16 protein-coding genes and 1 pseudogene are annotated in these 18380 nt (G+C 54.0%); 11 read left to right on the forward strand and 6 right to left on the reverse strand.

Annotation, left to right across the window (positions count from 1 at the left end):
* Positions 1–2 precede the first annotated feature (2 nt).
* A complete protein-coding gene (locus IMCC3135_RS32235; RefSeq protein WP_088921335.1) occupies positions 3–1880 on the forward strand; it encodes a two-component system response regulator in 1878 nt (625 codons plus the stop codon).
* Positions 1881–1916: 36 nt separating this feature from the next.
* Here IMCC3135_RS32235 and IMCC3135_RS32240 read toward each other — a convergent pair whose 3' ends face one another.
* Positions 1917–2966, reverse strand: a complete 1050-nt coding sequence (locus IMCC3135_RS32240; protein WP_088921336.1) for an AbrB family transcriptional regulator — start codon at positions 2964–2966, stop codon at positions 1917–1919.
* A 236-nt stretch (positions 2967–3202) separates the two neighbouring features.
* Between IMCC3135_RS32240 and IMCC3135_RS32245 the strand changes: the two are divergent.
* Positions 3203–4126 (forward strand): annotated as a pseudogene (locus IMCC3135_RS32245) (ATP-grasp domain-containing protein); the annotation flags it as partial.
* Positions 4127–4411 (forward strand): TrkA C-terminal domain-containing protein, encoded by a 285-nt coding sequence (locus IMCC3135_RS35155; protein WP_236994854.1) that lies wholly within the window; start codon positions 4127–4129, stop codon positions 4409–4411.
* 119 nt (positions 4412–4530) lie between these two features.
* Here the strand turns inward: IMCC3135_RS35155 and IMCC3135_RS32250 are convergent, their stop codons facing one another.
* A complete protein-coding gene (locus IMCC3135_RS32250) occupies positions 4531–4848 on the reverse strand; it encodes a hypothetical protein (RefSeq protein ID WP_157736481.1) in 318 nt (105 codons plus the stop codon).
* 255 nt (positions 4849–5103) lie between these two features.
* Here IMCC3135_RS32250 and IMCC3135_RS32255 point away from each other — a divergent pair, with 255 nt between their 5' ends.
* The 3 genes from IMCC3135_RS32255 to IMCC3135_RS32265 all read left to right on the forward strand — a co-directional run bounded on the left by IMCC3135_RS32255 (position 5104) and on the right by IMCC3135_RS32265 (position 8045).
* Positions 5104–5697, forward strand: coding sequence for an RNA polymerase sigma factor (locus IMCC3135_RS32255; protein WP_088921339.1), 594 nt, complete (start codon positions 5104–5106; stop codon positions 5695–5697).
* Positions 5698–5790: 93 nt separating this feature from the next.
* On the forward strand, positions 5791–6969 hold the full coding sequence (locus IMCC3135_RS32260; protein WP_088921340.1) for a DUF481 domain-containing protein: 1179 nt from the start codon (positions 5791–5793) through the stop codon (positions 6967–6969).
* A gap of 191 nt (positions 6970–7160) precedes the next feature.
* Positions 7161–8045 (forward strand): LysR family transcriptional regulator, encoded by an 885-nt coding sequence (locus tag IMCC3135_RS32265; protein WP_088921341.1) that lies wholly within the window; start codon positions 7161–7163, stop codon positions 8043–8045.
* Positions 8046–8077: 32 nt separating this feature from the next.
* On the opposite strand, the gene IMCC3135_RS32270 is transcribed toward IMCC3135_RS32265, so the two are convergent.
* Positions 8078–9016 carry a PfkB family carbohydrate kinase gene (locus tag IMCC3135_RS32270; protein ID WP_157736482.1) on the reverse strand — a complete coding sequence of 313 codons (939 nt, stop codon included), beginning with the start codon at positions 9014–9016 and terminating at the stop codon, positions 8078–8080.
* Positions 9017–9211: 195 nt separating this feature from the next.
* Here IMCC3135_RS32270 and IMCC3135_RS32275 point away from each other — a divergent pair, with 195 nt between their 5' ends.
* The gene (locus IMCC3135_RS32275) at positions 9212–10132 is read left to right on the forward strand and encodes a manganese-dependent inorganic pyrophosphatase (protein WP_088922198.1); all 921 of its coding nucleotides are present in this window, start codon (positions 9212–9214) and stop codon (positions 10130–10132) included.
* Positions 10133–10185: 53 nt separating this feature from the next.
* Here the strand turns inward: IMCC3135_RS32275 and IMCC3135_RS32280 are convergent, their stop codons facing one another.
* Both IMCC3135_RS32280 and IMCC3135_RS32285 read right to left on the reverse strand, forming a co-directional pair.
* Positions 10186–10668: a peroxiredoxin gene (locus IMCC3135_RS32280; protein ID WP_169727556.1), complete on the reverse strand. Its 483-nt coding sequence runs from the start codon at positions 10666–10668 to the stop codon at positions 10186–10188.
* 105 nt (positions 10669–10773) lie between these two features.
* Positions 10774–12579 (reverse strand): cobaltochelatase CobT-related protein, encoded by a 1806-nt coding sequence (locus tag IMCC3135_RS32285; RefSeq protein ID WP_088921344.1) that lies wholly within the window; start codon positions 12577–12579, stop codon positions 10774–10776.
* 141 nt (positions 12580–12720) lie between these two features.
* On the opposite strand from IMCC3135_RS32285, the gene IMCC3135_RS32290 reads away from it, so the two are divergent.
* Positions 12721–14427 (forward strand): GTPase, encoded by a 1707-nt coding sequence (locus IMCC3135_RS32290; RefSeq protein ID WP_157736483.1) that lies wholly within the window; start codon positions 12721–12723, stop codon positions 14425–14427.
* Here IMCC3135_RS32290 and IMCC3135_RS34595 read toward each other — a convergent pair.
* Entirely contained in the window at positions 14364–15131 is a 768-nt protein-coding gene (locus IMCC3135_RS34595) for a ComF family protein (protein WP_088921345.1), read from the reverse strand. The two genes, IMCC3135_RS32290 and IMCC3135_RS34595, sit on opposite strands and share 64 nt — an antisense overlap.
* Before the next feature lie 333 nt (positions 15132–15464).
* On the opposite strand from IMCC3135_RS34595, the gene IMCC3135_RS32300 reads away from it, so the two are divergent.
* The 3 genes from IMCC3135_RS32300 (at position 15465) to IMCC3135_RS32310 (ending at position 18380) form a co-directional block, all read left to right on the forward strand.
* Entirely contained in the window at positions 15465–16133 is a 669-nt protein-coding gene (locus IMCC3135_RS32300; RefSeq protein ID WP_088921346.1) for an OmpA family protein, read from the forward strand.
* A 154-nt stretch (positions 16134–16287) separates the two neighbouring features.
* Positions 16288–16950 carry an OmpA family protein gene (locus tag IMCC3135_RS32305; protein WP_088921347.1) on the forward strand — a complete coding sequence of 221 codons (663 nt, stop codon included), beginning with the start codon at positions 16288–16290 and terminating at the stop codon, positions 16948–16950.
* Between the two features lie 113 nt (positions 16951–17063).
* Positions 17064–18380 (forward strand): right-handed parallel beta-helix repeat-containing protein, encoded by a 1317-nt coding sequence (locus tag IMCC3135_RS32310; protein WP_157736485.1) that lies wholly within the window; start codon positions 17064–17066, stop codon positions 18378–18380.

Here is an 18380-nt window from a genome sequence, read left to right on the forward strand (position 1 = left end):
CTATGTCAGAGAGTGAGCCTGCTGTGATTCGCGTGTTGATCGCCGATGATGAACCGGCGGTGCTGGAAGCCTACCGGGATATTCTGTGCTCACCTACGGCACCGTGCAATGCCGAGATCGGAGATCTGCGTTCACGCCTGTTCAGTGCCTCCGCCGAAAGCATCGGCACGGTAGCTCCTGCAATAGCCAGCCATCAATTCGAACTCACCTGCGTTGCTGATGCGGTTTCGGCGGTGCAGGCCGTTGCTGACAGTATCGTCTCTGGTCTACCGTTTTCACTCGTGTATCTCGACATGCGAATGCCACCGGGCAAGGATGGCGCCTGGGCCGCCGTGGAGATCCGCAAACTCGATGAGCGCATTGATATAGTCATCTCGACCGCCTATTCGGATGTGGACCCGATGGCATTGTCACAAAAAGTTCTGCCGGCAGCGAAAATGTTCTATGTGCAGAAACCCTTTCATCCACACGAGATTCGCCAGCTGGCTCTGGCGATCGGCGAAAAACGTCAGGCCGAAGATCGGATCTGGCGACTAGCCTACTACGACGGGCTGACCGGATTGCCCAATCGTGAACTTTTTCTGAAACAACTCCATGATGCTATTCAGCAGTCCACTCTAAAAGAACAATCGCTGGCCGTACTCTTCCTTGATCTCAACGGATTCAAGCGAATCAACGACACGCTGGGCCACGATGCCGGCGATGATGTCCTGCGAGAAACCGCAAAACGCTTGAACGCCGTGTTGCGCGCAGGTGAACACCCCACTGACAGCATTGACTCCAATAGAGTAACAGGCACGGTGGCGCGCTTGGGGGGTGATGAATTCACAGTGCTGATTGAATACCTTGCAGGACCTGAAGAAGCCATTGGTGTTGCACAGCGGGTACTCGAGACACTGTCCCAGCCCATGATCATTGGTGAGCATAAACTGTTCTCCATTCCCAGTATCGGCATCGCCAGTTTCCCCGGAGATGCAAGTGATTCTGCCGGTTTGCTCAAATGTGCTGATATGGCGATGTACTTTTCCAAACGATCACTTTCTCAGGAACCACAGCACTTCAACGAGACGATGAGCAAGGCAGCTGTCAGCCGGTTGAAAAGGGAAAATGCCTTGCGCGAGGCATTGAACAACGATGAGCTGAGCTTGCATTATCAACCCCAGTTACATCTGATTTCAAATGAGCTCATCGGATTTGAGGTCTTGCTACGCTGGCATAATCCGTATCTGGGCGAGGTAGCACCCGATGACTTTATCCCGATCGCGGAGGAAAACGGCCTGATCATACCTATCGGTGAGTGGGTCTTGCGTACCGCATGCCTACAGGCAAAACAGTGGATTGACAATGGCTTGCATCTCGACCGCATCGCTGTGAATGTATCGATAGTGCAGTTCGCATTGCCTGATTTTCCAAAAATGGTGCAAGCCATTCTTACTGAAACTGGCTTGGAGCCAGAGGTGCTGGAGCTGGAGCTCACAGAATCGGTATTGATGCATCAGGTCGACACCGCCGTGCACACATTCAAGCAATTGAAAATCATTGGAGTGCAACTGGCCATTGACGACTTTGGTACAGGTTATTCAAGCCTGAACTATTTGAAGCAGTTTCCGATCGATCGACTCAAAATTGACCGATCGTTCACCAGTGCCATTCTGTCAGATACCAATGATCAAGCAATCGCCGATGCCGTGATTGCCATGGCAGGTCGAATGAACGTTCAAGTGACTGCCGAAGGCGTTGAATCGATTGAGCAGTTGCAGTTTCTACGCGAAGCTCAGTGTGATGCGGTCCAGGGTTTCCATATTTGCCACCCCATGAAAGTGGTGGATGCCGAACAATATCTGAAAGCGCTGCCCAACCGACGACAAGACGCGGCCTGATCGTGTAATAACCGACAACGAGCCGCCCCTCAAGACTTATGCTTCAGAAGCGAGGGACTTGCGCAGCCAGCGCAAACCGATTGGTCCAACTCCGATGATATAGATGAACCGGCAACTGTGTACCAACGCAACCATGCCGGCATCCAGACCCAGTGCCAGCGCCACCAGGCTGACCTCCGCGATACCACCGGGAGCCAATGCCAGAAATAGCACCAGAAAATGCTGATCGATCAATGGCACCAGCATCAGGGCAAACACCGCCGCCAGACACATGATGGCAATCGTGAACAAGGACGATGCCACAAAAAATCGGGCATAGCGATCGCGCGGGCCGTGAGCCACCTCACTGCCAATGACCATCCCGAACACCAGTAACGCCAAGGTCTTTACCAACGTCGGTGGCGCCATATTGATATCGGTAAAGGCGGCAAGCATGGCGGAGAGCACCATTGGCACGATGACGTGACCACCGGCAATATTCAATTTCTCGGCCAGAATAAAACAGGCGACGATGAGTCCAGCCAGTACAAAGGGCGAGGTATCGTTATGCCATTCCAGACTCGCCAGCAATGGATCAGGCACAGGTGGCACACCCAGAAAGCGGGCAAGAAGCGAGATGGAGACCACCACAATCACGATGCGTACCGCATGCACCATCAAGACTTCGGCACGATTGCCTGAATCCCCCGCCAGTGCCAACAGCATCGACAAGCCTCCCGGTAGCGCACAAAGAAAAGCCGCCGGACGTGGCAGCCCGGCCTGTCTTGCAAACCAGGGCATTCCTATAAAGACAGTCAAGGTCGTGATACTCAAAGCCGCCGCGATGGCAAACGGCAAGTCATCGCCAGAAAGCTGGATACTGGATGCAACCGATGGCCCTAACGACACACCGATGGCAATCCGCATCCAGCGCTCCAGCGCAATGGGCAAGGTTTGAACTGGCAGACCGGCAAATATTGCCAGTGCACAGGCAATCAGGCTGCCCAGCATCCAGGGAATCGGAAAATGCAGAAGCAGTGCCAGCACCCCACCGCCAACACCCAGCGACAAAGTCAGCCCCCAGCAGCCCATCTGTCTGAATGACATCACGTAAATTGTACCTGCAGGAACTCTGTCATGAAAATACCCGACGCGTAACCGCTCACTGATCTACACGTTCGGTCTAACCCGAGCAATCGGAAAACCTTACTTTCTGCCCCACCACCTTGACATTCAGTCCTATCATGGAGCCGGTACATATTGTAATCTATGCCGTCACTGGCTGTTAAGCGAATCGAGAGTCGCTACGCCAGAAATTCATCTAATATCAATTGGAAATGCGTATGAAACTCGGCATTTTGTCTTGTGGTCCGAACTCCTACAGCACCCGACGACTCGTGGAAGCGGCACAGCAGCGCAACCACACCGTCAGAGTGCTCAACACCCTGAAATTCGCTATCGACCTGCAACAAGGCGTTCCGGACCTGTATTACCGGCAAAAAGCCCTGAGCAGCTACGATGCGATACTTCCCCGAATTGGAGCTTCCATCACCTACTACGGAACTGCCGTGGTGCGCCAATGCCAGGAAATGGATATTTTCTGCGCCAACACCGCCGCTGGTATAACCAACTCGCGTGACAAATTACGCAGTCTGCAGATACTAAGTCGTCATCACGTCGGCATTCCCAGAACAACGTTTGTTCGAGACAAGAAGGATGTTCTGCCAGCCATCGAACGCGTCGGCGGCGCCCCGGTCGTCATCAAGCTCATTGAAGGTACCCAGGGCATCGGTGTCCTTCTGGCAGAATCCACCAAAGCGGCCGAAGGTATCATCGAGTTGCTGCAAAGCCAGAAACAGAATGTTCTGATCCAGAAATTTGTCGCTGAGAGCAAAGGCAAGGATATACGAGCCTTCGTAGTCGGCGATCGCGTCGTCGCCGCCATGCGCCGGGTTGCCCAGGGCCAGGAATTTCGCAGCAATGTACACCGTGGTGGCGTCGCCGAAGCCGTCGAACTGTCTGAAGAATATACAGAGACAGCGGTACGTGCGGCACAGATACTGGGTCTGCGTGTCGCCGGTGTTGATATGCTCGAAGGCAAAAATGGTCCGCAAATCATGGAAGTCAATTCATCCCCGGGGCTGGAGGGCATAGAGACCTGCACAGGTCTGGATGTTGCCGGCAGTGTCATTGACTACATTGCAGCCCAGGTCGATTTTCCGGAAATCGATATCCGCCAGCGTCTGACCATCAGCAAGGGTTACGGTGTGAGTGAAATATACATACCAGAAGGCTCACACTTTGTTGGTGTCTCTATAGCAGCGACCGAACTGGCGGAGCAGGATATCAATGTACTGACACTGTACCGGGGCAGCAAGATCATCCCTAACCCCAAGAAAGAAAGACTGCTGGAAGCTGATGACAAACTGCTGTGTTACGGCAAGCTGGAATCCATGCGCAGCATGGTGCCAGCCAAGACTCGTCGTCGCCGCCGTCCAGAGGTTCTTGATCTGGTCACTGACGTGCCTAATGCTGACACTACAGCCGAATAGTCTGTTACACACCAACTGAAACTGTACAACCTGAAGAGACTGCAAGGCTCCGCTTGCAGTCATCTCTCAATGCAGACGCCACAAAGCATCTGCATTACCCGCATCGAGCAACCTGCGCGCTATTTTGCCGGAAGCACAACTCTGCTTTGTTCATATTTCTTCTCGGCATCGCGCACCAGCTTCTCACCCGACTTGACCATTGATGTGCCATCGGCAAGGTTCTCCTTGCCTTCAGATATCTGGTCGTTGCCCTTACTGACTTTCTTGTTGCCTTTGCGAATCAGCGCCTGACCTTCTTCCCATTGCTCGCCGATGTCCGCAACCGCATTACCTTCGGCCATGACCGTGTCCCCAAACGAGGGACCTGTGCTGGCGCAACCTGAAGCTAACAGGCCAAGCAGAGCCGACAACAGCATTATATTTCTTGATATTTTCATTGGAACACCATGTTTTCAGTAAATTATTGAGTTGATCAGTGGCAAAGCGTCGCGCTTGCTTGTCATTAACCACTAGTTTGAACCCACAGACATCGACCAAAATCGAAAAGTCACAACTTATTCAGGTTACAAACGCTAATTGATAAAAATAATTATTCAATTCGACAATTATTTATAGTTTTACTAATGATCTGAATATGCCGATCATCCTGTCTTCTACTGTGGCAGAGGCTTGCCACAACACCGGAGGGCAAGATGAAAACAGAGATCCAATCCCGTTCAGACATCACTGCAGAAGCAGAGAAACAGCTTATACAGGCTTGTACGCAAAACCACCCGGCCTGGGAAGACCAGTTGATATCCTGGCTGAGTGGTAATGGCGCCTGGTTGCAGCGTCACTGTGTCGCGCTGCTTGGCAATAGCACCGATGCCGAGGACGCCGTGCAAGAGATCACTCTCAAGGTCATACGTGCGATAAGCCGCTTTGAAGGGCGTTCATCGCTACGAACCTGGGTGAGTCGTATTGCGGACAACCACTGCTTCACGTTGATCAAGAAGAAGTCCTCCCGGACTCTGAACGAACACCTTCGCCATTGCCTGACGCTCGCCGAAGAAGACAGGCACACAGAAGCAGCTCCCGATGCCAACGAAGACAGCACTGGGCAAGTTCACTCAACCCTGGACCGTCTGACGAGTACCAACCGGGAAATTCTGGAGCTTCGTTACTTTGAAGAGCTCTCCATCAAACAGATGGCGACGGCACTCAACCTGACTCAAAGCGCCACCAAGATGCGCCTGTACAGAGCCATGGACGTCTTCAAGATCAACTTCCAGAACGTAGCTGCCTGACAAAAAATGTGACTTCCCAGTCACCGCGCTCGTCAGTACTCCCATCAGGACAAAGTTGAACTTCTCACCCCTTACAGTATGAGACTAAAAATCATGTTCATGAAATCAGCCATCAGCGTTGCAATACTCTCGGCAAGCTCTGTTGCCAGTGCAATAGAACTAACAGACTTCCGCGATCCGAACACCTCGTTCGATGAGGCCTATGTTGACTTCAATGCCAACGCGAACTCAGGCAATCAGGACCAGACCAGCTATGACGCTTTCCTCAACGCGTTCTACACGCAACGAACCAGCACCGAGCGAAAAGTGTGGGGCTTCGGTGTTGACGGTAATGCAGATGCATCGCGTGGACCTAACTCGGAAGATAGCTCGAATTCAGATTTCGGTTTCAGTGCTCAAGTCAATTCGGATGTCTATTTCAGTGATCGCAATGACAAGCTCTTCTATTTTGGTGAAGGTAGTTATGCCCATCAGGACTCTGCCATTGATGACAACATTGGTGTCACTGTCGGCCTGGGCTATGGACGCGTCTGGAATGCAACACCGCTGGCAAAGGCGCTGCGTATACAAGAAGCATTAGGTGTTTATGGCTTGCTGTCCAAAGACATGAGCGATGAGGATCTACTGGCGTTGGCAGCCATCATCGGACGCGAAGATGAATACCGTTCCAAAGGCGGTGCCGATGAATACAGAGGTGCCTGGTATGCCGATATGGAGCAGGCCATGGCTGCTGCAGGCGTGTTGCCTGAAGGCGAGCTCAGCGCTCTGGGCACGGTGAAGCTGGACGACATTCTGTTCGATGAACCTATCAGCGCCCGTCGACATGGCTGGCTGGTTCGCGGCGGTGCCGGATTCCAGTCCAGCGATTTTCTGGGCATCGCGGATAACGATCCCAAACTGCTGTTCCAACTTGAATACGCCAAACCCTACGGTTTGCGCGGACAGTTGCTGGAGACCGCCACTTACGAGCCTGTTTTCGGTGACAACGTCGTGCAGAAACTCTCCAACCGGTTGAGCTATAGCTACGAAATTTCCGATCGGGTTGACTGGATCAACAGCTGGGACTTGTCTTTCCAGCAAGCAGATGACGATGACAAGACACGCTTCATGAGCAATACCCTGGCGAGCACCATGGCTTATCACCTGACCAATCGACTCGATCTGGGCCTGACGCTGGCAGCGGTAGATACCGACGACAAACCGAATCTGGATCGGGATAACGACGAGGTGGCAACATCAGCCATTATCAATGTGCGTTATCGTGTGAAATAACACACCAGGAAGAACAGGTGGTGGTGACGACCACCATCACCTGATTCCAACAGAAGTACAGTGTCTGATTATCGTTCAAATCTGCCGTGCAACCGTTGCCTGGTATCTTTAATAGGTGATGGCGGTTATCGTGTTTGACAGGGCCATCGCTCTATCCCGTCTGCAACGAAACTTTCCGGCATCCCGAGTTCATGGACATAGAGTTACTTCGTACCTTTCTGGAAGTGGAACGGCTGCGCCATTTTCGCAAGGCATCAGAAGAACTGTTTGTCACTCAGGCGGCAGTCAGCTCACGTATCAAACTGTTGGAGCAAACCCTCGGGGTCTCTCTGTTCATTCGCCAGAACAGGCAGATTGATCTGACACCAGAAGGCCATCGCTTCAAACGTTACGCCGAACGCCTGATTGCTGAATGGCGCAAGGCACGTCATGATGTATCGCTGGGTGAGACCGGCGCCCAACTGGCTGTCGGCGGCACAATCCGTGTCTGGGATGCCGGTATGCAGGAATGGATTCATGATGTTCATCGCGCGTATCCGGAACTGGCACTGATCCTTGAATCACACACTCCTGAAACTCTGGTACGCCGTCTGCTTGATGGGCAGCTGGACTTGGGCTTCATCATGGAGCCGCCACAGATCGACACTCTGAACCTGATCGAAGTGGCACAGTTGGAACTGGTCATGGTGACCACCAATCCGGATGCCAACCTCGAAGAGGCTATGGGCCAGGGTTACATCTGGATTGATTGGGGCCTGAGCGTCGCCTTGCAGTATCAACGCCTCTACCCCGATGCTCATGAGCCGACCCTGCGTATTGCCAATGCCAGTGTGGCACTGGAGTTCATGCTGGAGTTCGGAGGTGCAGGCTACCTTGCCAGCCGGGAGATCGCAGATGAAATCAAGGATGGCGAACTGTTCCTGGTCAGAGGTGCTGAGCGTATTCAGAGAAGCGTGTACGCTGTTCACCCGGTCAGGACAGACCGGCTGGATTTGATCACCGAGGTCACAGGCGAATTCAGGTATCGCGTCTCTCTACCCAAACGACCGCGTCGCAAGAAACCCAGCAGTGCATGAATGGCAGTCAGCTGCAATTCAGAATCCGGTAGTCAGATCTGAGAATCAGCACCGGTTCGTTGCTTCATAAATGCAAGTACTTCCCCTTCGTCCGGTATTCCATCCAATCCATCAGGCGACATGCATTTCAAAGCAGCAGCGGCATTCGCAAACTCGATGGCAACTTGCTCCGGACACCTCTTTGCCAACTGCAAGGTGAAGGCGGCATGCCAGACATCGCCAGCCCCCAGTGTATCCACCGCTGTTACCGCAAAAGCTGACATATGGGCAAGCTTGCCCTCGTCCAGCCAATACACGCCTTGCTCCCCATCGGTCACGCAAACCCAGTTGCCGAATTGCATCTGTGCCATACGCAAGCCTTGCTCCACGCTATCCACACTTGCAAAATCTCGCAAGCCCTGACGAGAGAAGGCAAGATGACTTGCCAATGCCATGGCCGCATGGCTGACAGGGGCCTCCGCATCGATCACCGCTGGAATACCCATCTGCTTCGCGTAGCTCAGCACTTGCAAGGCCGCGGCCTCCCAGCGAGTATCAACCAGCACCGCCTCCGGTATCTCCAGTGCTTGCAACAATTGGACATCAAGCACAGTACTTGCCTCCCTTGCGATTGAGGCTTCATCCGCGCCGCGGTAATTCACGATCTGTCGATCGCCACTAGCGTCGACGAATACGCTGGAAATAGGCGACTTGCTGTCCCGTATACAAACCACCAGCGAATGTCCGACGGATCGTCCAAGCAACTCTGTACGCAGCACATCGCCGAACAAGTCGTCACCCAGTCTGCCTGCCAGCTGCACCTCGGCCCCCAACCTCTGCATGGCAACCGCAGCAATCGCACCACCACCGCCCAGGCTGAAGCGTACATCTTCGGCACGATATTTTTCGGCGCGCCGCGGCATCTCACCCACACGAAATGTGATATCCGCCGCAATCAGTCCGCTGGCCATCAATCTAATCGGCCTGTTCACCGGATGAACTCAACTTGCCAAGCCTGTCTACTTCGCACTTTATTCTCCTCGGCTTTCAACCATGCATCGATCTATTCTGCCAACGATCATGCCCACTTACGTCCTGCAGAGTCAAAGAGTTATGGTCAGCAGCGACTCTCGATTGGCATTACAATGCTGCAGCACTACCAACACGATCGCAACGGCAACTTTTCCATGACTATCAAAGTATTCGGCCACAAATCTCCCGATACCGACTCCACCGGCTCGCCTCTCATCTGGGCCTGGTACCTGACGGAAATCTGCGGCACACCAGCAGAGGCCTGCCTACTGGGTGAACCCAATACCGAAGCGGCATTCATGCTGCAGCGCTGGGGCTTCAACACCCCGACGATCATCGATGACGTCAGTGCAGATGACAAAGTCGTGATTGTCGACACCAATAACCCTGCCGAGCTGCCTGCGAGTATCAATTCGGCCGACATTCTCGAGATCATCGACCATCACATGCTGGCGGGTGGCATCAAGACACTCAAGCCAATCACTATCACCGTGCGTCCAGTCGCCTGCACCGCCACGATCATGCACGACTTGATGGGTGACAAGGCTGCGAATATGCCAGAACAAATCAAGGGGGCCATGCTTTCGTGCATCTTGTCCGATACCCTCGGATTCCGCTCGCCGACCACGACGGATCGCGATCGCGAAGTGGCTGAGAAAATCGCCGCAGAGCTGGAACTATCGATTCCTGATTATGCCGCCGAGCTTTTCGCTGCAAAATCTGATATATCCAGATTCTCCGATGCCCAGTTATTGCGCATGGATTCCAAGCAGTACGATATCGGTGGCAAGAGTTTTCGTATCTCTGTATTGGAAACCACTTCTGCCGACACAGTGCTTGCACGCAAGGAGAGCCTGATGCAAACAATGCCGAGCGTGGCAAGTGAAGATCAGGTTGACCAGCTACTGTTATTCGTGATTGACATTCTGGCTGAAGAGGCAACATTGCTGGTGCCCAACGATCTGGTCAAACAGATAGCCGAGAAGAGCTTTGATGCAACGGTCACGGGCGATACCGTCAGATTACCGGGTGTGGTAAGCCGCAAAAAGCAGATCATTCCCAGCCTTAAATTCTAAGGTATTGGCAGCGTGGCCCATACGGGGCCACGCGCCTTTTACAGCTTCAGAACCTACAGCTGTTCCAGCACCGCGTCTGCTGTACTGACGGTAGCAGAACCTGCATCCTCTTCAACAGCCAGATACGTGACAACACCATCGTCAAGCACCATGACGTAACGTTGCGAGCGCTCACCCAGACCTACCGCACTCAGATCCAGCGTCATGCCCGCTGCACGTGTGTATTCGTGATTGCCATCTGCCAGCATATCAACACTGTCACCCGTTCCCAGTGATTTGCCCCAGGCATTCATCACGAAGAAATCACTGGTGGAAACACAAGCAACGGCAGCCACACCTTTGTCACGCAGCGCCTTGGCCTTATCGATGAAGCTAGGCACGTGAGTTTCAGAACAGGTCGGTGTAAAAGCACCCGGCAGAGCAAAAATCACCACCTTGCGCCCTGCACAATAGTCAGCCAAAGGCACATCAGTAGGACCTGCAGCCGTCATCTGCTTGAGTGAGATCGCAGGAATCTTGTCGCCTACTTTAATCATTGTCATTCTCCTTGCCGGTTAGGTGGTGGTTGCACTCGACTTGCGACTATACCGCAGAGCTCAGCTACGGGAGTAACTACGGTGTTTCTGTGCACAGTTGACACATCAAGCTGCCTGACGAAACAGCGATTCCAGCTCATTGAGCATCACGGGACCCAATTGGCGCGCATCAAAGATGCTCACGGCATGCTCGTAAAAACGGCTCACATCGTGCCCAATACCGATAGCCAACAGCTCCACGTGCCCAGAGCGCTGGATGTCATCGACAACCTGCTGAAGATGCTGCGCCAGATAGTCGCCGGGGTTGGCAGCCAGCGTACTGGTATCCACGGGTGCACCATCGGAAATGGTCATGAGAATACGCCGCTCCTCCGGTCGCTTCATCAATCTCTGATGAGCCCACTGCAGGGACTCACCGTCAATATTCTGCTTCAGTATGTCCCGATCGAGCATCAGACCAAGACTGCGTTTCGCGCTGCGATAGGGAGTATCGGCAGATTTGTAGATGATGTGGCGAAGATCATTCAGACGTCCGGGGTTTTCTGGCTCTCCGGCTTCAACCCAGCGTTCGGTTGATTGACCGCCATGCAGATGAACCGTGGTGAAACCGAGAATCTCGACGCTGACACCACAGCGTTCCAGGGTTCGGGCCAGAATGTCGGCACACACCGCAGCAATCATGATGGGTCGACCCAGCATCGAGCGGGAATTATCGATCAACAAGGTCATGGTGGTGTTGCGAAAGGGCATCTCGCTCTCCGCTTTGAAACTCAATGGCATCAACGGATCAGTCAACAGTCGAGCCAGTCGCATCGAATCCAGCAACCCCTCTTCCAGATCAAATTCCCAATGCCGCCGTTGCCGAGCCAGCAAGACACGCTGCAACCGTGTCGCCAGGCGCCGTACCAGGCGACCATGTACTTCGATATGCTGGTCCAGCTCATCACGCCAGCCTTGCAGCTCTGCCTGGTCAGCCCAGTCTCGCGCAAGCAGCACTTCATCATAATCGGTGGTAAAAGCGCGATACGGCTGAGTTCCTTCCATAAGCACGATGGTTGGATCCACCCCGGCAGCAGGCGCCTCATCCAGTGCCTGTTCGGCCAGTTGATCCGTCTGCTGTGATTCGCCCTGCATATCATCCGGAACCTCATCGGACGATTTTTCGGACTGTTCGGCACTTTCAGGCTCATCAGATTCTGATGCAGACTCGTCCTCATCTTCATCCGGCACCTCAGAGTCTTCCTCCACCATGTCATCTGGCGATGATGTGTCGCCTGACACCATTGCATGACTGTCGCCAGCACTGGCATTTGCCAGACTCACGCAGAGCTGTCGGGTCAGTTGGGCGAACAACGCCTGCTCACCCAGCAGTTCCACCAGCCTCGACAGATGCGGTTGCAAATGCGTGTTGATCAGGGCCAGCTCCGTATTCAAGTCTGGCAGCGAATCAGACTGACTACCGATTGTCACCCTCTGGCGGAAGGCCTGACGACAGACAAAGCGCAAAGCCAGCTGCAAGCGAAGCAACACTGCCTCCCCTGAACCCGGCTCTATCGTGGCCGGCACCTCGGCGGCCGGCGCTCCGGCGGCCGGCGCTCCGGCGGTCAGCGCCTCGGAAACAAAATGATTCGTCTCACCTAGCACCTGCGGATGGCGACGAGCATCCAGATTCTTCTGCACCCCCGCATATTGATTAGCACCCAGGGCCTCGTAACGTTCGGTTTCCAGAATGTTGAACAATATTGCCGCCACCCCATTTTCGGGGGCATAGCGGCGCTGGAGTTGAACATCGTGATAGGCCCGATGCAACGCTTTTGCGTCCAGGGCGCCACGGGACTCGGGCTGCTCGGGGAACTCCAGCGCGGGGTCATCGGCCAGCGAACGCGCACAAGCTTCCAGAGATCTGTGCATGGTTCCACTTGTCCTGATTTTGCTACTCTTCTCCACAGATGTATCCGTGTATCCTTAGTGACTGACGTCGGTCTGGTTCCAGCAATGGTGCTGACCGTGAATTGTTCAAGCCCCGAATTCCTACTTGCAGACACGCCTCCCATGTCCGACCTTCCTGCGGCACAACGACACGCGCTAGAAGCGTGGGCCAGCCAGGCTATCGATGCCGGCTGGCTTGCCAGCAATGCCACCGATGCATTGAGCACCACTACTACTGCCTCGCCCGGATTACTGTTCGACAGCAGCGATCGGCCGTTGGTTGCCGGACTGTTCGGCGGCACCGGCGTTGGCAAGAGTACTCTGATGAATCGGATTGCAGGTGAGGCAATCGCACGGGCCAGTGTCGAGAGGCCGACATCGCGCGACATTACCGTATACGTGCACCGGTCCCAATCGGTTGACAGACTGCCTAACGCCTTTCCCATGGAGCGCATGCGCACAGCGCTGCATAATAATGACCGCTACCGGCATGTACTGTTCATCGACATGCCCGATTTTGATAGCGTCGAATCAGCCAATCGTGACCTGGTCGACCTCTGGCTACCTCATCTGGATGTTGTCATGTATGTGGTCAGCCCGGATCGCTATCGTGATGATCAAGGCTGGCGCCTGCTGCTGCAGCACGCACAGGAACATGCCTGGCTGTTTGTCATGAACCACTGGGATCGTGGCGACCCTGTCCAGCTAGAGGATTTCCGGCAACAACTAGCAGCTGCCGGCCTGAGCGAACCGATGATTTTTCGCAGCGATTCTTCCCGCGTGGCCTCCCCGGAAGCAGACGCCACTGAGGATGATTTTGAAGCCCTGCGCACGACACTGGAACAGCTGGCCGACCAATCCATTGTCAACTCACTGAATGAGCTCGGCATTCTGGCACGTCTGAAATCCCTCAAATCGGCTAGCGACCCCTGGCTTGAGAGCCTGGGTAATGATGAATCGATTAAGGAGTTGCAGACACGCTGGCAATCCCACTGGCAACAATCAACGCGCAATCTGGCGGACACTCTGGCAACCAAAGCCCAACAATTGGCCGAACATTACGCCGAACAGGAAGGCTCCTGGTTAAGCCGCTGGCGCAAACAACCAGAATCAAAGACGAGCCTGCCAAACGGTCCTCTAGTCGATGCAGCACTGTTGGCCAGACTCGACAATGTTCTGGCTGATTTTCTCAATCAACAGTCACAAAATTCAGCACTCCCCCTGTCTGCCCTGAAGCAGTCTGTGGCCGAACCCTATGCACGTGCACGACGTGACTTTGCCATGACGGTTGATGATGCCGTCAACCGCTCTCTGGCATTGCCCGGCAGTGCCTGGCAGCGACGACTGCACTCGGGGCTGGGTGTACTTTGCCTGCTGTTGCCGCTGAGTGCCATGGGTTGGATCGCCTGGCGCGTCGTCAACGGTTTTGCGGCAGGTGGCACTGACCCGACTGCCTACCTGGGAAGCAACTTTGCCGTCAACGGCTCCTTGCTCCTGGCCCTTGCCTGGGCAATCCCGGCATTCGTACAACGCAAATTGAAGCCTTCACGAGCAAAAGCCGCCTATCGCGGTGTCGGACTGGGCCTGAATGAAGCACTTCTGCAGACCTCGACGGCCATCAACGCCGGCTTGAACCGACTGGCTGAACAATCACAGCGTTTACGCCAGCAGTATGAGGAGCTATGGCTATCGCTAAGCCCCACAGAGACTGCCGACATACCCGAGGCCGTGCGCCGCATGCTTGCCAGTGAGATCAGCAGCCCGGCTCAACGCTCTCTGGATGTCCGCGCCAATACCCATAGCTCAACAGAGAGCGCGCCCCTGTCATAGAGTTCGCGGGCCAGCTCCCGGGCTGTAGAGCCCGTCGTCAAGACATCATCAACGATAGCCAGATGTTGACCGGCCACCGAATGATGGGCCCGAAATGCACCTAGAATCCGGAGTTGACGCTCAACTCGGTTGAGACCGGCCAGTGAGCCGGTATCGAATTCGCGTGTAACGACCTGATTGCCGGTGCACAGACCCAGATCACGAGCACACCAACGGGCAATATCAGCCGACTGGTTGTAACCACGCTCCTGATGGCGACTAGCATGCAGCGGCACGGGAATCAGTCGAACAGGTAACGCCATCCCCTCCGGTGTAACGGCTCTGACCGAATTGGCCAGCAACACGCCGAATATGCGACCCAGAACGCGCTGATTACGATATTTGAATGCATGCAGCAGGCGATCGAGCGGGAATTCGTACCGATATGGCGCCACAATGCGGAGAAACGGGCTGCTCGAATCGTTACAGTTTCCACAGATTTGATCTCCCGTACCTGACAACAGAACACCGCAGGCCAAACACAGACGGCTCGTATAACCTGAGGCGTCTGTATGGAGGCAATGTTGCATCTGACTTTCACAGTCATCACACAGATCAAGAAAATCGCGCCCCTGCCGAGCACATATCACGCACTGAGTGTCAATATTCAGGCGTTTGAAGGCAGATTTTGACCATCCTTGCCAATCCGGCGTGGAAAAACGCATCAGCAAGTGTCCTTTTGCTTATGGAACGTGGTGGATAGCCTACACTCTGTTTCGAGTCTTGGCAGTGGTCAGACGGTGGTTGTTGTTTTTTTCACACACGAATACGGTGGAGAGAGTTTACAATTAACGTATTTACCGCTATATAAGACAAAAATACAACAAGTCTGCATGCTTTACCGGAGATCAACGTCACCGGGTGACGACTTGTTATCGTTTGAAGGTAATTTGATGGCAATCAGTATCAGCCTTGGACCGATTCCGGTCTTTTGCGGGTGCCGACGTCAACAGTTAGAAATATTCTGTTATTCAAATGTCAACTAGTGGGAGCTAGCTATGAATAGAAATATCGGTACAGTCAGTTCAATCGCGGCCTTGCTATTGGGTAGCAGCGTCGTATTCGCAGACGGTGTGGCTCTGGATCGCACCATCGAAGTTCCTGCCGGCGACGACCTTGGTTACGTCAATGGCGAAGGCAACGCTATCAAGACAGGTCTGAACGACTGCCTGCAAACTGGCCTGCATGCTGACGGCACGCAAATCGATGCTTGCGAAGGTATCGAAGATGCACCGGAAGAAGTTGCCGAAGTACCAGCAGCTCCTGAGCCAGCACCAGCTCCAGAACCTGTCAAGAAAGAGCCGATCGTCACAACAGCAACACTGGGTGGCGAAGCGTTGTTCGACAACAACTCTGACCAACTCAACTCTGCCAGCGAACAGGCAATGGCTGATCTGGTAAACCAGCTCGAGAAATTCCAGGAAATCAGTGCTATCAGCGTTATCGGTCACACCGATGCGACTGGCGAAGCCAGCTACAACCAAGGCCTGTCCGAGCGTCGTGCAGCTTCTGTTGAAGCATTCCTGAAAGCAGCTTATCCTGATGCTGACGTTTCTAGCAGCGGCATGGGTGAAGACAGCCCGGTTGCGACTAACTCTAGCCGTGAAGGTCGTCAGCTGAACCGTCGTGTTGAAGTTCAAGTGACTGCGAAAAGCGTTACTGAGTAAGAAGCACTACCGGCGGGGGAGTCATCAGACTCCCCCGCCATTGTCCGAGCGTACTGTCTTGGCACGTGTTCATGCTTTTGGAACACCGGCTCTGTCCGAGTCTGTCATTATCAAGATCTTGCAGCAAAAAACATAACCACTACGGAGAACAAACATGAACACTGGTAAAGCGATTGCGTTAGGTGCCTGCCTTTCATTGATCTCACTTGGCGTTTCTGCCCAGGTAGCAGTAGAAGGCGACGTTGAAGCCTCCGGAGACAGTTATGTTGCCGCTGGCGGCATGGTCTTGAAGACCGGACTTGATGAATGCCTGCATACCGGCACATTTTCTGACGATGCGGCCATCAACGTCTGCGAAGGCATTGAAGACGTTGTCGAAGAAGTAGCTGAAGTTGAAGCTCCAGTCGTTGAAGAGCCTAAAGTTGTTGAAGCTCCGGCAGCCCCACAGGGCAAGATCGACACACGTCAATTTAGCGAACAAACACTATTCGACACAGATTCTGCACAACTGACCAGTGCGGGTGAAGCGGTCATGAATGACATGTTCTCAGCTCTGTCTGAGTACAAGGGCATTACCGGCATCACGGTTATCGGCTACACAGACAGCCGCGGTGAAGAGGAATACAACCTGGCTCTGTCCAAAAAGCGAGCTCAGACTATTGCTGACATCATTGCTGCCAGATACCCGGACCTGAGCATGGATGTTATTGGCATGGGCGAAACTGCTCCTGTTGCCAGCAACGATACTGCCGAGGGTCGTCAGCTGAACCGTCGCGTTGAAGTTGATGCCACTGCAACTCGCATGATCTTTAACTAAGACGTTACGTCTGGCGCGGCACTAGCCGCGCACCCCGGATATATTTGAAGGCCAGCCTCGTGCTGGCCTTTTTATTGTCCGCAAAAGGCCCGCGAATTGCTGGCTTGATGGGCATGAATATTTTCAACCCTATCGCCTCAGGCACTCGGCACCAGGGACTGGTCAAAACCCAGTTGCTACTGCTACTGTCCGGCACCGCACTGTCTCTGACAGCCTGCATCGGCATCACCCACGCCGAACGAGAACCTATCAACTGCGCCCTGCCCCATGTCGATGAGCGTCTGGCAGAGTGCACAAACATTCGCCATGCCAGTGAATTTCCAGGCTGTCTGTCTACCGCAGATATCACTGAGCACACCTGTATTGTCATGGATGCCGATGTATCGTTCTGCTCGGCTACAGACTCACTTCCCATTACAGCGTACTTCGACCGCAGTGAGCGCACCCTGGACTGCGCAGGCGGCACTATCGATCACGGCTGGGGGCGAACCTCACTACCCGGCGGCACCGCGACTACAGAAGCTCGTCGCAAGCCTGCGGTGCGCCTGCAGGATGACCGCTCGCTATCGGACATCACCGTGCAAAACTGCACACTGCGAGGCACCAACCACATGGGCATTCAGGCAACCCGCTTCTTTGGCGGCGAGCTGGGTGCCGATGGCAAGCTAGGCGAAGATGAACCACTACCGATCGGTCATCGCAACCTGACATTCAAGAATCTCACTATTCAGGACGTCATTACAGGCATCTATCTGGGGAATTTCAGTGAGGATGTCAGCATCGACAACGTCAACATCGACAACTCGGAACGTATTGCCATCTATTCGGATTCAGGTAGCCATGGAGTACGCATAACCAATTCGATCATCAGCAACAACCTCACACGTGAGGCGATTGCCATTGATTCAACGTACGACAGCGAGATATCCAACACCTTGTTCGTCAACAACCGCGAAGGCGGCATCAATGTGTATCAGAACTGTGGCGAGCTTCTGGGGATTGTCTGCCCCGTCATTCGTGCAACCCCACCGAACAATAACCGTATCAACGACAATCGCTTCGTCAACACCGGCATCACAGGCTTGCAAATAGCCTCACGCCAGGGCCGCAATCATTCTCTGGGGTGGTGTGCAACCCTCAACGGACTGCCCGGCAAATTTACCGATACCTCCGAAGGCAACGTTGTCTCCGGAAATACCTTTGTCTGCAACGAGGGCACCTCTCTGGTGGTACAGGATGGCCCAAATATCGTCAGCAACAACACGATAGTCGCCAGAGACAATTGTATTCCCTACGAAATATCCACGGGAGGGTTGGGAGGCTCACGCCGCTCGTTATTGGACGGTCTGCATTTTCTGGACAATCATGTCGATGCCACACGTCCGCCCCGTCTCAGGAACCTGAGCAATGCCGTCATCATCGACGACTGA

The organism is Granulosicoccus antarcticus IMCC3135, assembly GCF_002215215.1.
Classification (GTDB): domain Bacteria; phylum Pseudomonadota; class Gammaproteobacteria; order Granulosicoccales; family Granulosicoccaceae; genus Granulosicoccus; species Granulosicoccus antarcticus.

Excerpts from the sequence above, each read along its gene's own strand:
- IMCC3135_RS32235 (WP_088921335.1), top strand. The coding sequence starts at position 3 with ATGTCAGAGAGTGAGCCTGCTGTGATTCGCGTGTTGATCGCCGATGAT.
- IMCC3135_RS32240 (WP_088921336.1), bottom strand. The coding sequence starts at position 2,966 with ATGTCATTCAGACAGATGGGCTGCTGGGGGCTGACTTTGTCGCTGGGT.
- IMCC3135_RS32250 (WP_157736481.1), bottom strand. The coding sequence starts at position 4,848 with ATGAAAATATCAAGAAATATAATGCTGTTGTCGGCTCTGCTTGGCCTG.
- IMCC3135_RS32255 (WP_088921339.1), top strand. The coding sequence starts at position 5,104 with ATGAAAACAGAGATCCAATCCCGTTCAGACATCACTGCAGAAGCAGAG.
- IMCC3135_RS32260 (WP_088921340.1), top strand. The coding sequence starts at position 5,791 with ATGTTCATGAAATCAGCCATCAGCGTTGCAATACTCTCGGCAAGCTCT.
- IMCC3135_RS32265 (WP_088921341.1), top strand. The coding sequence starts at position 7,161 with ATGGACATAGAGTTACTTCGTACCTTTCTGGAAGTGGAACGGCTGCGC.
- IMCC3135_RS32275 (WP_088922198.1), top strand. The coding sequence starts at position 9,212 with ATGACTATCAAAGTATTCGGCCACAAATCTCCCGATACCGACTCCACC.
- IMCC3135_RS32280 (WP_169727556.1), bottom strand. The coding sequence starts at position 10,668 with ATGATTAAAGTAGGCGACAAGATTCCTGCGATCTCACTCAAGCAGATG.
- IMCC3135_RS32285 (WP_088921344.1), bottom strand. The coding sequence starts at position 12,579 with ATGCACAGATCTCTGGAAGCTTGTGCGCGTTCGCTGGCCGATGACCCC.
- IMCC3135_RS32290 (WP_157736483.1), top strand. The coding sequence starts at position 12,721 with ATGTCCGACCTTCCTGCGGCACAACGACACGCGCTAGAAGCGTGGGCC.
- IMCC3135_RS34595 (WP_088921345.1), bottom strand. The coding sequence starts at position 15,131 with ATGCGTTTTTCCACGCCGGATTGGCAAGGATGGTCAAAATCTGCCTTC.
- IMCC3135_RS32300 (WP_088921346.1), top strand. The coding sequence starts at position 15,465 with ATGAATAGAAATATCGGTACAGTCAGTTCAATCGCGGCCTTGCTATTG.
- IMCC3135_RS32305 (WP_088921347.1), top strand. The coding sequence starts at position 16,288 with ATGAACACTGGTAAAGCGATTGCGTTAGGTGCCTGCCTTTCATTGATC.
- IMCC3135_RS32310 (WP_157736485.1), top strand. The coding sequence starts at position 17,064 with ATGAATATTTTCAACCCTATCGCCTCAGGCACTCGGCACCAGGGACTG.